The organism is Sporosarcina sp. P34, from assembly GCF_002743375.1.
GTDB lineage: Bacteria > Bacillota > Bacilli > Bacillales_A > Planococcaceae > Sporosarcina.
Genome location: NZ_PDZC01000001.1, coordinates 635354 through 650956 on the forward strand (window position 1 = coordinate 635354; position 15603 = coordinate 650956).

Annotated in this window: 12 protein-coding genes; 11 read left to right on the forward strand and 1 reads right to left on the reverse strand. The window is 43.8% G+C overall.

Features of this window, described 5'->3' with window-relative positions:
• Nucleotides 1-102 precede the first annotated feature (102 nt).
• From CSV63_RS03365 to CSV63_RS03380, 4 genes are all read left to right on the forward strand, one after another.
• Nucleotides 103-1056, forward strand: coding sequence for a SpoIVB peptidase S55 domain-containing protein (locus tag CSV63_RS03365; RefSeq protein ID WP_099694545.1), 954 nt, complete (start codon nucleotides 103-105; stop codon nucleotides 1054-1056).
• A gap of 227 nt (nucleotides 1057-1283) precedes the next feature.
• A complete protein-coding gene (spo0A, locus tag CSV63_RS03370; RefSeq protein WP_099694546.1) occupies nucleotides 1284-2081 on the forward strand; it encodes a sporulation transcription factor Spo0A in 798 nt (265 codons plus the stop codon).
• Between the two features lie 522 nt (nucleotides 2082-2603).
• Nucleotides 2604-4151, forward strand: a complete 1548-nt coding sequence (locus CSV63_RS03375; RefSeq protein ID WP_233191941.1) for a flagellar assembly protein A — start codon at nucleotides 2604-2606, stop codon at nucleotides 4149-4151.
• A complete protein-coding gene (locus tag CSV63_RS03380; protein ID WP_099694548.1) occupies nucleotides 4144-4863 on the forward strand; it encodes a glycerophosphodiester phosphodiesterase in 720 nt (239 codons plus the stop codon). Before CSV63_RS03375 ends, CSV63_RS03380 begins: the two co-directional genes overlap by 8 nt.
• A gap of 15 nt (nucleotides 4864-4878) precedes the next feature.
• On the opposite strand, the gene CSV63_RS03385 is transcribed toward CSV63_RS03380, so the two are convergent.
• Nucleotides 4879-5121 carry a DUF2627 domain-containing protein gene (locus CSV63_RS03385; RefSeq protein WP_099694549.1) on the reverse strand — a complete coding sequence of 81 codons (243 nt, stop codon included), beginning with the start codon at nucleotides 5119-5121 and terminating at the stop codon, nucleotides 4879-4881.
• A 212-nt stretch (nucleotides 5122-5333) separates the two neighbouring features.
• Between CSV63_RS03385 and CSV63_RS03390 the strand changes: the two genes are divergently transcribed.
• The 7 genes from CSV63_RS03390 (at nucleotide 5334) to scpA (ending at nucleotide 15603) form a co-directional block, all read left to right on the forward strand.
• The gene (locus CSV63_RS03390) at nucleotides 5334-6428 is read left to right on the forward strand and encodes a Leu/Phe/Val dehydrogenase (protein WP_099694550.1); all 1095 of its coding nucleotides are present in this window, start codon (nucleotides 5334-5336) and stop codon (nucleotides 6426-6428) included.
• 101 nt (nucleotides 6429-6529) lie between these two features.
• Nucleotides 6530-7957: a dihydrolipoyl dehydrogenase gene (lpdA, locus tag CSV63_RS03395; protein WP_099694551.1), complete on the forward strand. Its 1428-nt coding sequence runs from the start codon at nucleotides 6530-6532 to the stop codon at nucleotides 7955-7957.
• Nucleotides 7958-7970: 13 nt separating this feature from the next.
• Entirely contained in the window at nucleotides 7971-8975 is a 1005-nt protein-coding gene (locus CSV63_RS03400; protein ID WP_099694552.1) for a thiamine pyrophosphate-dependent dehydrogenase E1 component subunit alpha, read from the forward strand.
• Entirely contained in the window at nucleotides 8975-9958 is a 984-nt protein-coding gene (locus tag CSV63_RS03405; RefSeq protein ID WP_099672203.1) for an alpha-ketoacid dehydrogenase subunit beta, read from the forward strand. Before CSV63_RS03400 ends, CSV63_RS03405 begins: the two co-directional genes overlap by 1 nt.
• A gap of 18 nt (nucleotides 9959-9976) precedes the next feature.
• The gene (locus tag CSV63_RS03410; protein ID WP_099694553.1) at nucleotides 9977-11293 is read left to right on the forward strand and encodes a dihydrolipoamide acetyltransferase family protein; all 1317 of its coding nucleotides are present in this window, start codon (nucleotides 9977-9979) and stop codon (nucleotides 11291-11293) included.
• Nucleotides 11294-11780: 487 nt separating this feature from the next.
• Nucleotides 11781-13454: a methylmalonyl-CoA mutase family protein gene (locus CSV63_RS03415; protein WP_158233904.1), complete on the forward strand. Its 1674-nt coding sequence runs from the start codon at nucleotides 11781-11783 to the stop codon at nucleotides 13452-13454.
• Nucleotides 13447-15603, forward strand: coding sequence for a methylmalonyl-CoA mutase (gene scpA, locus CSV63_RS03420; protein WP_099694555.1), 2157 nt, complete (start codon nucleotides 13447-13449; stop codon nucleotides 15601-15603). Before CSV63_RS03415 ends, scpA begins: the two co-directional genes overlap by 8 nt.

Genomic DNA, 15603 nt, shown 5'->3' on the forward strand with positions numbered 1-15603 from the left:
TTCACAACGTTTTCCATGGAGAATGGCACTGTTTATTTTACCCTTTCATACTTTCTCTTCGAAAGGACATACCAAAGGTATCTTTCGTTGAGGAGGTGAAACATGGGATGGAATAAATCTTTCAAAACGCTTTTAGCACTCGTCCTGATGCTCTGCCTAGTGCCTGGAATTTCATTAGCAAATGAAGAGACGCTCATTCCGATGGGTGATTCCATTGGTATTCAAATGGATTTAAGTGGTATTTACGTAACGAGTGACGTCAAGGTGAGTCAGCAGGAATGGTTAAAAAAAGGGGATATCATTCGCCAGTTGAACGGTACGGATACGAAGCAACTCGTTCATTTCGAACGGGCGTTACAAAAAGATAGCGCTACGATGGTACTCGACATTGTGCGTAATGGGAAGAATGAAACCATTGAAGCAGATAAGTCGCTCATTAAGCGTGTCACGCCTTTTCTGAAGGATCGAACGGAAGGTACAGGGACGTTGACATACGTCGACCCGGAAAGCGGCACGTATGGTGCGCTGGGGCACCAGATTATTGATAGTACGTTGCAGTCTGCTCCGTCTTTTGAAAAAGGCGCGATTTATTTATCTGAAATCAGTCAAATCAAGAAAAGTTCTCCAGGGATTCCAGGGTATAAAATCTCCTCGATTATTGATCAGAATAAGTTACTCGGAAATATTCAAATCAATAGTGTGTATGGAATTTTTGGTCATTGGAAAAATGCTCAAAATAAAGTGTTGTCTGAACCGCTCGAAATTATGCAACCGTTTGAATTGATGATCGGTCCCGCAGAAATTTACACCACAGTGGAAGGTTCTACTGTAGAAAAATTCTCCATCCAAATTACGAAGATAGAAGAAGAACAATTCCATATCCTATTGACTGACCAGAAACTGCTGAGTAAGACGGGCGGAATCCTGCAAGGTATGAGTGGTAGTCCTGTAATCCAGAACGGTAAGTTTGTCGGTGCAATTACGCATATGTTCGTGGACGAGCCGGAAAAAGGGGCCGCGCTTTTCCTAAAGACGATGAGAAAGAATGAGAAGTGAAAAAGCAGCCTGTGCCTAAAAAATGCACAGGCTGCTTTTTCGTATAGGTGTTCGATACAAAGAAAAGGGAATAAAGTCGAAATAGGTAGAAAGCATCGTTCAGAAGTATCATTTTGAGTGAAAAATTAAGTAAATGTAGAAATCGTCAAATAGATGACTTACGATAATAGGAGAGAAACAGCGGGAGAAAGAAATGATGTCCGATCTTAAATCAGGGGGAATGGGTAATGGAAAATATAAAAGTAGCAATTGCTGACGATAATAAAGAACTTGTGAAAACGATGATGTCATATTTTGAGAAGCACGAGGAAATAGAAGTGATTTGGACAGCGAATAATGGGCAAGTATGCTTGACATTGTTGGAAGAAGAGCGTCCCGATATTTTATTGTTGGATATTATTATGCCGCATCTCGATGGGATTGGTGTATTAGAGACACTGAATGAAACGAATAAAATGGGAGATATGCAAATCATGATGTTGACGGCTTTCGGACAGGAAAACGTTATGTCGCAAGCCGCAAACCTTGGTGCTTCGTACTTCATGTTGAAGCCATTTGAATTTGACCGCTTAATCGGGCAAATCTTTAAAGCTGCTGGGAAGTCAAAAAATACGACGCCTTCATTTGTCGTGCAGGAATCCTCCGTACAACCGACAGGTGTTGTAACTCAGAAGGTACTCGATACGGCGATTACGTCGATGATCAAAGAAATCGGTGTACCTGCTCATATTAAAGGTTATGCGTTTTTACGCGAGGGAATTCAGATGGTTTATAGTGATGTGGAGTTGCTCGGATCGGTCACGAAGATTCTCTACCCAGACATTGCGAAAAAGTATAATACGACTCCATCCCGTGTGGAACGAGCAATTCGCCATGCAATTGAAGTGGCATGGAACCGTGGAAATTACGATTTGATTTCGAAGACGTTCGGCTATACAGTACATCATTTGAAAAGTAAACCAACGAATAGCGAATTTATTGCGATGATTGCGGATAAGATCCGTTTGGAGCATATGGTAAGCTGATTGAAGTAATAGAAGGATAGAGAGTGTATGCAAACCAACTAATCGGATATATTAGTTGGTTTTCGTTTGTACATGGGTAGGATACATTGTGGTTATGTAGTTTTAGATGGGAAGGTACATAATTTAGCGCGAAATCGTTTAGGCTCATTAATCCGGGCAAGTGCTCATACTGTCTCTGCAACCGCTCTTCACCTCCTGTAAGCGCTCACACTTCGTTCGCATCCGCTCTATACTCGGCTCAAAGCGCCCATATAGTTTGTTTAACCGCTCAATGCCTCACTATTCTGCACCTGTACTAAAATAGGTTTTAATTCCAAACTATTATAATTCAAGAAGTGGTGTATGCATGAACTCTGCAACCATCGTGTCGTGGGTATAAAGTCCATATTTTATTTCGAGGGTAAAAAAATCGAATGATGCTGTGAGAAAATGCTTATTTACGTGGGGTACTCGCAAAAAGGCTACCTGTAGTGTGTTGCTTCTTCTATACTAATAAATAAAGAGGGAGGGATTTCGTTGTTAGTGGAAAATGAATATTTTGAACTTCTGGAAGAAAATAATAAAGTAATCATGAATACGAAGAAAGCTGGATATCCGCTTAAGTCATTTGACGCACTGGCTTCTAAAATTCCTAGATTGAAACTGAATTCATTCAAAGAGCTGATGAAAGCACTTCAAACGGAAGGCCAGCATGAAATTGGGGCGTATTCCGCTCCTTGCGAAGTGTATATATCGCCTAGTAAAATGAAAGTAGAATTGTATATTCATGCAACGAATGAAGAATTTCTTGCAAATAAAGAGCAGTTCCTGAAGCAAGCGGAAGAACTACTCGATCAAAGAGATGTACGCTATGATAAAGAAAGTCTATTGAGCCTGGCGTATCTTCCGAGTAATCCACTAATTATTGCGGTAGGTAAAGAGCCTATTAAAGGTGAAAATGCACAGGTCGAGTATATTGCGATGCCAGATCGAAAACCTATTCTTCGCGATGATGGCTCTGTCGATCATTATGAGTTGAATTTCGTGACGCCCATTGTGAAAGATGAATGGTTGGGTGAAAAGACGCCTGCTAAAGAAGGATTTGAAGGCTATAACGTCTTTGGTGAACCGATAGCAGCTAAAAAAGGCGAGGACATAAAACTGGTCTATGATCGAAAATCCGTCGGGGAGTTTGAAGAAGATGGCAAAATCGTCTTACGCGCTTTGCATGGCGGAGCACTCGAAGAACTGAACGGCGCAATTAGTGTCGGTAAGCAATTGATTATTCAGGACGACGTGGGGACGAAAACGGGATCGATTACGTTTGATGGTTCAGTGCGTGTAATGGGAACGGTTTTGGCGGGCTTCTCGGTCAATGCTACTGGGGATATTTCTATCGAAGGAAAAGAAGGTATAACAAACGCTAAGGAAATTTACTCTGAAGAAGGCGATGTCTATATTAAAGGCGGCGTGTTTGGTGGAGGAGAAACCGTTATTAAGGCGAAGAAAAATGTTTTTGTAAAACATGCGAACAACTGCAAAATTTACGGGGAACGAGTCAATATTGGCCTCTATTCACTTGGATCTGAATTATACGGGGATCATATTTGTATTGATACACATAAAGGTCGGGTGATCGGTGGCGTTGCAGAAGCGATGTTTTCTATTGAATGTGCAACGGCTGGCAATAGCCAAGAACGTTTAACAAAACTGATCGTCAAAGGTGTCAATAAAGAAATGGAGCTGGAAGAAATTCAGCGATTGGCGGAAAAACTCAAAGCGGAGCATGCGGAGCTGAAGAAAATTGAGCAGACGCTGGATAAGATGACGAGCGTCAAAGCGAATTTCCCGGATGGACAGTTAAATATGCTAGAAAAAACATTGCAGGTTAAACGGCAAGACATTGTATCACTTGATCAGACAATCAAAAATAAATTGCAACTTGTGCAAGTGGCTAGCAAGCCTAAGATTGAAATTACGCGTGAAGCACATCCTGGCGTCCATATTGTAATAGGCGATAAAACGAGTATGTTGAGTCGCGTGACGAAAGGTGTTTTCGAACTAACGAGCGAAGGAGCATTAAATGTCTGATAGTAAAATATTTGCTCACCGCGGCGCATCTGGACATTATTTTGAAAATACGATGCGCGCTTTTTTAGGGGCTGTACAAAAAGGTGCAGATGGAATCGAATTGGATGTGCAGCAAACGAGCGACGGTCAATTAGTAGTGATTCACGACAATGAATTAGTACGTCTCGCTGGAATTGATCAGCGCATTGATCAATTGACATCACAGGAACTGCAGCACATTAAAATAGGTAAGGGCAGTTACAGACGATTGTTCGGTCACCCCATACCGATCTTATTTGATGTAGTTTCTTTCTGTTCTGAACATAATTTGACGTTGAATGTCGAAATAAAGGAAACGGTATACGGGCAAGTGGTTGCACTCGAGCAAATTTTGCATTATGTGGAATCGTTACCTAACGTACATCTCTCTTCATTTGATTATGAGACGATGCGTATAGTGAAGGAGCTAGACTCTGACATGGAAACCGCTTTATTGCTTACAAAAAAATCGGTTGATTGGCAACATCTAGATTTATATGAAGTCGATGCCTTTCATTTCCACAAGCGATTGTGGAAAGATCCGTTTAAGAGTCAGCTGCTTGAAAGTGGAAAGATATTACGAATGTACGGCGTAACGGGTGCAGAATCCTTTTTATCTGATACCCCCGAAGTGACGGGTTGGATTACGGATTATCCGAAGCGTGTGCGCAAAAAAATAAAAGGATCAAGGTAGTGTACCTTGATCCTTTTATTTCAAGTCTTTTTTAAATCTGTCAGCTACTCGTCCAGATCTGCGGTCTCGGCGTAACAAGAAGCCTGCAAAGAAACCAAGACCTGCGGCAAATAGTATGAAACCGCCTATAAATTGCATCCAAATAAATGGGAATGGCGAAAAAAGATGCCCGAACAATGAATCACGCATTAATTTTATTCCTAGAGCCGCTGCAATCCCTGGAATCAACAGTACAATAAACGCAGCAAGACGTGCCATATCCTTCAACCCCTTACCCATTTAATTTTACCGTGTGGTCATGGATTGTCAAGGACTCTGCCATCATGTACGATATAGGTAGATTGTTTACAAAACCTGCAGCGGAAATACTATCCAACATGTGTCGAATTTGCATTTTTGCCGTGGGAAATTTAGAATCAGAACTAGACGCACGAAACTTTATAATTTTTTACTAGCCTGGAGGGATACTTATGGAATTGTTTACGTACATGGAAGATCACGACTATGAGCAACTGGTGCTTTGTTATGACAAGACATCGGGATTAAAAGCGGTTATCGCAATTCATGATACGACACTTGGACCGGCACTTGGTGGCGCCCGCATGTGGACGTATGCTAGCGAAGAACATGCAATTGAAGATGCTTTGAGATTGGCTAAAGGAATGACGTACAAAAACGCTGCGGCAGGACTGAATCTGGGTGGCGGAAAGACAGTTATAATAGGAGATCCGAAAACGGATAAGAACGATGAGCTATTCCGTGCATTGGGTCGTTACATAGAGGGGCTAAACGGACGCTATATTACAGCGGAAGACGTGGGAACTACTGAATACGATATGGACTTAATCCATTTAGAAACAAACTTTGTTACGGGTATCTCTTCAGGAGAAGGTACGTCAGGAAACCCTTCCCCCGTTACTGCGCTCGGTATCTATAAAGGAATGAAAGCCGCTGCGAAAGAAGCATTCGGCGATGATTCATTGGCAGGTAAAACCATTGCGGTTCAAGGTGTTGGAAATGTTGCTTACACACTTTGCGAATTCTTGCATGAAGAAGGCGCAAAATTGATTGTTACAGATATCAATGAAGCGGCAGTCCAGCGTGCAGTGGAAGCGTTCGGGGCAACGGCTGTTGCGACGGATGCAATTTATTCACAAGAAGCGGACATCTTTGCTCCATGTGCTCTTGGTGCGGTGATTAACGATGAAACAATTCCACAATTGAAAGTAAAAGTTGTTGCGGGTTCTGCTAATAACCAATTGAAAGATCCGGAACATGGCGATCGCTTGCATGAACTGGGTATCGTCTATGCTCCAGATTACGTGATCAACTCGGGTGGCGTCATCAATGTGGCGGACGAATTGATCGGTTACAATAAAGAACGTGCACTAAAGCGAGTCGAAGGTATTTACGATACAATCCTAAAGATTTTCGCTATCTCTAAACGTGATGGCATTCCATCCTACCAGGCTGCAGACCGTTTGGCAGAAGAGCGCATTGCAAGAGTTGGCGCATTGAGAAGTACATTCTTGCGCAACGAAAAAAGTATTATATCAAATAAATAATCTAGTAGATGAGTCATAGCGGTAGGCAGGGGAAGCTGTCCACCGCTACACTCGTCTGTCTAAATTTATTTCAATACTGTAAGCGAAGGGAGTCCTTTACGTTGAGTAAAGAATATGATGTAGTAATATTGGGTGGCGGAACTGGTGGATATGTAGCAGCCATTCGCGCGGCTCAATTAGGTTTAACGACAGCAATTGTAGAGAAATCCAAACTTGGCGGTACGTGTTTGCATAGTGGGTGTATCCCGAGCAAAGCGATGCTAAAAAGTGCAGAAGTTTACCGCGTAACACGTCAAGAAGCGAATGAATTCGGTGTGAATACAGGTGACGTCTCATTGGATTTCTCACAAGTACAAAAACGTAAAGGTAAAATCGTGGATCAATTGCATGCAGGCATTGAAAGTTTGATGAAAAAAGGTAAAATTGACGTCTATCGTGGGACGGGTAGAATACTAGGAGCTTCCATTTTCTCTCCAATGCCTGGAACTATTTCCGTGGAAATGGATAATGGGAACGAGAATGAAATATTGATTCTAAAAAATCTTGTGATTGCTACTGGGTCAAAGCCTAGATCATTACCTGGGATCGAAGTAGATGAACAGTCTGTACTGACTTCCGACGGAGCTTTATTAATGAATGCGCTTCCATCTTCGATTACGATCATTGGCGGCGGTGTGATCGGCATTGAGTGGGCTTCAATGCTAGTAGATTTCGGCGTAGAGGTGACAGTTTTGGATCGTGTGGAGCAAATATTGGCAACTGAAGATCATGAAGTGGCTTTGGCTATGCACAAAGCGCTCGAAAAGCGCGGTGTGAAGTTTATATTAGGTGCGGAAGTGTTGACAGAGTCGTTACAAAAGAATGACAGTGAGGTCACGATTTCTTATAGACTAGGTGATGATGAACAATCCATCACGAGCGAGAAGATGTTGGTGTCTGTTGGACGCGCACCAGTTATCGATGATATCGGTTTACAAAACACGGATATTCAAGTCGAAAAAGGCGCCATTCAAACGAATCAACAGTATCAAACAAAAGACCAGCATATTTATGCAATCGGTGATGTGATTGGCGGACTTCAATTGGCGCATGTGGCGGAACATGAAGGATTGCATGCAATCGAACATATAGCAGGAAAACAGCTAGATCCGATTGATTACGATCTAGTACCACGTTGTGTTTACTCTTACCCGGAAACTGCGGCAGTTGGTGTGACGGAGCAACAAGCAAAAGATCGAGGGTTTAACGTGAAGATCGGCAAATTCCCATTCAAGGCAAACGGTAAAGCTTTAGTTAACGGTCATGCAGATGGCTTCGTGAAAGTCATTGTGGATCAGCAAACGGATGATATTATCGGTGTCCATATGATGGGTTCGCACGTAACGGATCTGATTTCTGAGGCGGGCTTGGCGATGGTAATGAATGCAATTCCTTGGGAAATATCCTCGGCAATTCATCCTCACCCGACATTATCTGAAGCGTTCAGTGAAGCGGCATTAGCAGTTGAAGGGCTAGCCATTCACATGTAAAGGAGGAAGTGGAATGAGTAATCGGCATATTGAATTGGGTTTGACAGATGAAGATGTGTTGAAAATGTACGAGACGATGCTGATGGCACGTCGTTTAGATGAAAGAATGTGGTTGCTAAACCGGGCGGGGAAGATTCCGTTCGTCATCTCTTGTCAAGGACAGGAGGCGGCACAGGTAGGGGCTTCATTCGCTCTGAATAACGAAAAGGACTGGATCGCACCGTACTACCGTGATATGGGCGTGGTCTTACATTTTGGTATGACGCCGAAAGAGTTGATGTTATCGGCTTTCGCCAAAGCGGATGACCCGAACTCCGGTGGTCGGCAGATGCCAGGTCACTTTGGCCAACGCAAGAATCGTATTTTGACAGGCTCTTCACCTGTTACGACACAATTACCACATGCTGTCGGTGTTGCATTAGCCGCAAAGATGAATAAAGAGGATTTTATCACGTTCGTGACTCTTGGCGAAGGTTCATCCAATCAAGGAGACTTCCATGAAGGTATGAATTTTGCGGGTGTGCATAAATTACCGACAGTGATTATGGTGGAAAATAATAAATATGCAATCTCCGTACCTCTTGATAAACAATTGGCATGTGAGAATGTCTCCGATCGTGCAATCGGTTACGGTATGCCAGGCTACACTGTAGACGGCAGAGATCCGCTGACAGTGTATGAAGTGGTCAAAAAAGCGGCAGACCGAGCTAGAAACGGAGAAGGTCCGACATTAGTTGAAGCGGTATGTTATCGACTGACTGCACACTCTTCAGATGATGATCAACGCCAATACCGTGATGCAGAAGAGCTTGAAGACGAAAGGAAACAAGATCCGTTATTGTCATTTATTCAGTATTTAAAAGAAGTAAAAGTCTTGACGGATGAAAAGTACGATGAAATAGAAGAACGTGTAAAACTGCAGGTCGATGAAGCGACAGAGTATGCGGAACTGGCGGAATACGCGAAGCCAGAACATGCATTGCGCTACGTCTATGAAGAAAAGGAGGGCGAAGCATAATGGCCGTTCGTTCATTTATAGATGCTATCAACCTGGCAATGAAAGAAGAAATGGAACGCGACGACCAAGTATTCGTACTTGGAGAAGATGTCGGCCGTAAAGGCGGCGTGTTTAAAGCAACAACGGGTCTATACGATCAGTTCGGTGAATACCGTTCGCTTGACACACCTCTCGCCGAGTCCGCAATTGCGGGTGTAGCGATTGGTGCAGCGATGTATGGTATGCGTCCGATTGCTGAAATGCAGTTTGCCGATTTTATTATGCCAGCGGTCAATCAAATCGTCTCGGAAGCAGCGAAAATCCGTTACCGTTCAAATAATGATTTTTCTTGTCCTGTCGTCATTCGCGCTCCTTTTGGTGGTGGCGTTCACGGAGCTTTATATCATTCACAGTCCGTTGAATCGATGTTTGCTTCGACTCCTGGCTTGAAAATTGTCATCCCATCCACTCCTTACGACGCAAAAGGTTTGCTAAAAGCGGCAGTGCGTGACGAAGATCCAGTGTTATTCTTTGAGCACAAGCGCGCATATCGGTTGATCAAAGGGGAAGTTCCTGACGATGACTACGTGTTGCCAATCGGTAAAGCGGATGTGAAGCGGGATGGGGAGGATATCACGATTATCACGTATGGTTTGTGTGTACATTTTGCACTGCAAGCTGCGGAACGATTAGCTGAAGATGATATTTCTGTCCATGTTTTGGATCTACGTACGGTCTATCCGTTAGATAAAGAAGCGATCATTGAAGCTGCTTCGAAAACAGGAAAAGTTTTATTGGTGACAGAAGATAACCTAGAAGGCAGCATCATGAGTGAAGTTTCTGCTATCATTGCAGAAAATTGTTTATTTGAATTGGATGCGCCAATCAAACGATTAGCAGGACCCGACGTACCTGCCATGCCTTATGCCCCTTCTATGGAAAAATTCTTTATGATGAATCCTGAAAAGATCGAAAAGGCAGCAAGGGATTTAGCGGAATTTTAACTAAGGAGGCGTAAGGAAATGGGCATTGAAAAAATTACTATGCCGAAACTGGGTGAGAGTGTAACCGAAGGAACTATCGAAAAATGGCTCGTCGCTCCCGGGGATACGGTAGCAAAATATGATTCACTTGCGGAAGTGACAACCGATAAAGTCACAGCGGAAATTCCGTCTTCATTCTCTGGAACTATCAAAGAAATCATCGCAAAAGAAGGCGATACGATTGAAGTGGGCGAAACGGTTTGTTTGATTGAAATGGAAGGCGATGCGGAAGAACCCGTACACGTTTCAGCACCTACGGTAGAAACACCAGCTGAAAAGCCTGTCGACAAGCAAGTCGATGCACCAAAAGCAAAGACGCGACCTGCAACGGGCGGGAAGGCAGCGGGCCGATTTTCTCCTGCTGTGTTGAAGATGTCCCAAGAACATGGCATTGACTTGTCTCAAGTAAGTGGTACGGGGCGCGAAGGACGTATTACGCGAAAAGACATTCAAGCATTCATTGAAAGTGGCGGAGCGCAGTTGCAAAAAGGATCACAGGACGTGGTGGTTGAAGAACAAACGCAACAACAAGTAGCAACTTCGGAACAGGCGGCACCTGAACAAGTTGCCTCGCCACATGTGAAACGCGAAAACGGTGATATCGAAATTCCGGTAACGAGTGTACGTCGAGCGATCGCGAACAACATGGTGCGTTCTGTAACCGAAGCGCCACACGCTTGGATGATGATAGAAGTAGACGTAACGGAACTTGTCCTATTGCGTGATAGCGTCAAAAAAGAATTCAAAGAAAAAGAAGGATTCAATTTGACGTATTTTGCCTTCTTTATTAAAGCCATTTCACAAGCTTTGAAGGAATATCCAGAAATGAACTCGATGTGGGCAGGCGATACGATTGTTATGAAAAAAGACATCAACATCTCGATTGCGGTAGCAACAGACGATGCGTTATATGTCCCTGTCATCAAAAAAACAGATGAAAAGACGATTAAAGGCATTGGCCGAGAAATTCATGAGTTGGCCGGAAAAGTGCGCAATGGTAAGTTGAAATCGACAGAGATGCAAGGCGGTACGTTCACGGTGAACAATACTGGCTCATTTGGTTCGGTCCAGTCGATGGGAATTATTAATTATCCGCAAGCTGCGATTTTGCAAGTGGAGTCAATCGTCAAGCGTCCAGTAATTATGGACAATGGCATGATGGCCGCACGCGATATGGTCAACCTCTGTTTGTCTCTTGATCACCGCGTGCTCGACGGACTCGTTTGTGGACGTTTCCTCGCACGTGTGAAAGAGTTGTTAGAAGGCATGGCTAAAGATAAGACTTCGCTATATTAAGATTCGGCAACCTCCAAACTTGGGTTTGGAGGTTGTTTTTTGATGTTGATGGGCAATATGTACGTGCAGTGGTTTATAGTTTGGGATTGAAGTTCTGGCTAGCATGCTTGCTGTTAGTCCAATTGTACTGCCTTGCGAGGGAATTTCGCTTAATGAGCGGTTAGATAAACTTTATGATCGCAAACAGTGGAGTATAGAGCGGATAGGTGTGAGGTATGAGCGCGTGTGGGAAGTTAAGAGCGGTTACAGAGAAAGTATGATCACGTACACGAATTAATGAGCGCAAACGATTGAGCTATCGTTTATTTATTCCCCTTCCTTCCTTACCAGCTCACTAAGCTAAAATCTACACTCACGTGTAAAAGTCAAAAATTCGTATTCTTATAATAAAACTAGACGGAAACTTCTGATTTTCCTCTTCCTTCATAACGTACTCTACGGTACACTAGAACTATTAATGGTTAGTAAAAGGGGAAGGAGCACCATTATGCCTATACATAACATGAAAACATTTACATTTACAGCCCCAAACTTTACTGAATGGAAAGAAGCGGCTGTTTTATCTCTAAAAGGAAAGTCTTTTGACTCGTTGTACACAAAAACAATTGAGGGTATTGAACTCAAACCTCTTTACACCAAAGAGGATTTGGATCAATTGGAAATTTCACGTGTCACAAAGCCTGCATTCGGCTGGACTGTCGCACAACCTGTTAGTGCAACAAATGGGGAACAGTTCGTAGAGCAGATGAAAGAATCTTTGGCACGGGGGAATGAAGCGATTGCTTACAACGGACTGAAGCCTTTAGTGTGGGCGGAAGAGGACATAAAGCAAGTCGCTGAACTGATTACGCGTTATCCAATTTTATTCACAGAAGTGCAAAGCGATGATCCGATTTTACAAGCCTTTACGTATATAGAAGAAACAAAACGCAAAGACGTTACAGGAATTTGTATCAGTGCGGTTCCGTTAGCACTTGAAGGATTTCCAGGAGTTCGTACAAAGGGTGCCGATTTATGGACAGCGCATCATGAAGGGGCGGACGCGGTAACTGAACTCGCGCTATCACTTTCGATCGCAGCTGAACTAGCGGAAGAAGCCACTTCATTTGAAGAATTTACAAACGACTTCTATGCACGATTTGCTGCTGATACACACTTTTTCATGGAAATCGCGAAGTTCCGTGCGTTCCGCGTATTATGGAAATTATTTAATGAAGCATATGGCGTGGAAAACGTGAAGCAAGTGCCTTTGCTAGGGATTACTTCACTGCGTTCCTACTCAAAACTTGATCCGTATGTAAACTTACTACGTGGCGGCAATGCGGCATTCTCCGCTATTTTAGGCGGAGCGGATTGGCTGACTGTATTACCGCATGATGTGTTGACTGGAACGTCTCCAAGCTCGAATCGTTACGCACGAAATATTCAATTGATTTTGAAGGAAGAAACGCATATCGATCAAGTTTTAGATCCCGCAGGCGGTTCATACTTCATCGAATCATTGACGGCAGAATTAATTCGTAAATCATGGGCGAAGTTCTTGGAGATTGATGAGAATGGCGGTTATCAAGCATTCTTGCAGTCTGGTGAATTAAGCAAACTGTATGCGCAACGTCAGAAAGAAATGGCAACGGGTAAAAAGACGTTGATCGGCACGAATGTCTACGCGGAATTGACAGAAGTGAATTATGCGAATGAATCGACCGTGACTGTATCCAAACGCTTGTCGGAGCCTTTTGAAAATATTCGTTGCAAACAACAAGACGAGTTGCCGAAAACGGTGTTGCTTAACTTTGGAGCATTGAAAGACTATAAACCTCGTGCGGATTTCGTCAGTGGATTCTTGGCAGTTGGCGGTATTGAAGCGATATGGAGCCCTTCTTTCGAGTCAAACGATCAAGCGCTCAGTTGGATCGAAGAACAGCAGCCAGATTATGCAGTGATTTGTGCGTCGGTTGCGGATACTGAGGAAGTCGTAACAAACTTCTTAGCTGCCTATAAAGGAAAATGTCCAATCGATACAGCGGGTAAATATCCATCAGAAACTGCAGATCAGTGGCTTACCAATGGACTGAATGGTTTCATTTTCGCTGGACAGGATAAGATTGAAAAGCTGAATACTATTATTATGCAAACTAAAGGAGGCCGTTCCGTTGAGTAAACCTGATTTCCGTAAAGTGAATATAGAGCAATCACTCAATGAACTCTCACAGCAAACATCGTCAAAAGAGAATTTTTTAACGAATGAAGGAATCGATGTAGCGCCCATCTATACAGCAAAAGATATTGAAAACACGGAGCATTTGAAAGACTTCCCAGGCATCGCACCGAACACGCGTGGACCGTATCCGACGATGTACGTAGCGCGTCCTTGGACAGTTCGCCAGTATGCTGGATTTTCTACAGCAGAAGAAAGTAACGCATTTTACCGACGGAACTTGGCGATGGGACAAAAAGGGCTTTCGGTAGCGTTCGACCTCGCGACTCACCGCGGTTACGACTCGGATCATCCGCGTGTAACAGGTGACGTAGGGAAAGCGGGAGTTGCCATCGACTCTATTGAAGATATGAAGATTTTATTTGCGGGTATTCCACTCGATCAAATGTCGGTATCGATGACAATGAATGGTGCAGTATTGCCGATCATGGCATTTTATATCGTAGCGGCTGAAGAGTCTGGTGTACGACCTGAGAAACTTTCTGGGACGATACAGAATGATATTTTGAAAGAGTATATGGTGCGGAACACGTATATCTTCCCACCGGCAATGTCGATGCGAATCATTGCGGATATTTTCTCGTACACATCTGAAAATATGCCGAAATTCAACTCGATTTCCATCTCGGGCTACCATATGCAGGAAGCGGGGGCGACTGCGGATATCGAGCTTGCGTATACTCTTGCTGACGGTTTGGAATATGTTCGTACAGGTTTGAAGGCGGGTATCGATATCGATTCATTCGCACCTCGGTTGTCCTTCTTCTGGGCGATCGGTATGAATTATTATATGGAAGTAGCGAAAATGAGAGCGGCACGGAAAATCTGGGCGCAGATGATGCAGTCGTTTGAACCGAAGAACCCAAAGACACTCGCATTACGGACGCACTCCCAAACGTCGGGCTGGAGTTTGACGGAGCAAGATCCATTTAACAACGTAACCCGCACATTAGTTGAAGCAAATGCATCATCCATGGGTCACACGCAGTCACTGCACACCAACGCATTGGATGAAGCGATCGCGTTACCGACCGATTTCTCGGCTCGTATTGCACGGAATACACAATTGTTCTTACAAGAAGAGACGATGATGACGAAAGTAATTGATCCTTGGGGCGGTTCATACTATGTGGAAAAATTAACAGAAGAGTTAATGGAGAAAGCATGGGAATTAATTGGTGAAATCGAGTCACTTGGTGGTATGGCAGAAGCGATTGAAACAGGCTTACCAAAAATGAAAATTGAAGAGGCTGCGGCGAAGCGCCAGGCGAAAATCGATTCGAAAGCGGAAACGATTGTCGGTGTTAATAAGTATCGTTTGGATACCGAAGATGCGATAGATATTCTGGATATTGACAACACGTTGGTACGTCAAAAGCAAATTGACCGCATCAACGATATGAAGGATAAGCGCGATGAAAATAAAGTTCAGGCGACGCTGACGGCAATCACGGAAGCGGCTAAGAGTGGTGAAGGGAACTTGCTTGCATTAGCAGTTGATGCCGCAAGAGCGCGCGCAACAATCGGTGAAATTTCAGATGCGATTGAATCAGTATCCGGTAGACATAAGGCGGTGATCCGTTCAGTGAGTGGTGTATATAGCTCAAACTTCTCAAATGAAGAAGAGATCCAAGAAGTGAAAGATATGACAGATGAGTTCCTGGAAAATGAAGGGCGTCGTCCACGTATTTTGGTCGCGAAGATGGGTCAGGACGGACATGACCGTGGAGCGAAAGTTATCGCATCTTCATTCGCTGACTTGGGCTTTGACGTAGATATCGGTCCTTTATTCCAGACACCTGAAGAGACCGCTTTGCAGGCGGCGGAAAATGATGTGCATGTCATCGGGGTAAGTTCACTGGCGGCAGGTCATAAAACATTGGTGCCCACATTGCGTGAAGAACTAAAGAAAATAAATCGTGAAGATATTTTAGTCGTAGTAGGCGGTGTGATTCCCGCGCAAGATTATGATTTCTTGCGCAAGAATGGTGCAGCTGCAATTTTTGGCCCGGGTACAGTCATTCCAGTGGCGGCTCAAAAAGTCATTGAGGAAATTTACCGACAGCTCGGCTATGAGGAAGTGACGGATTGA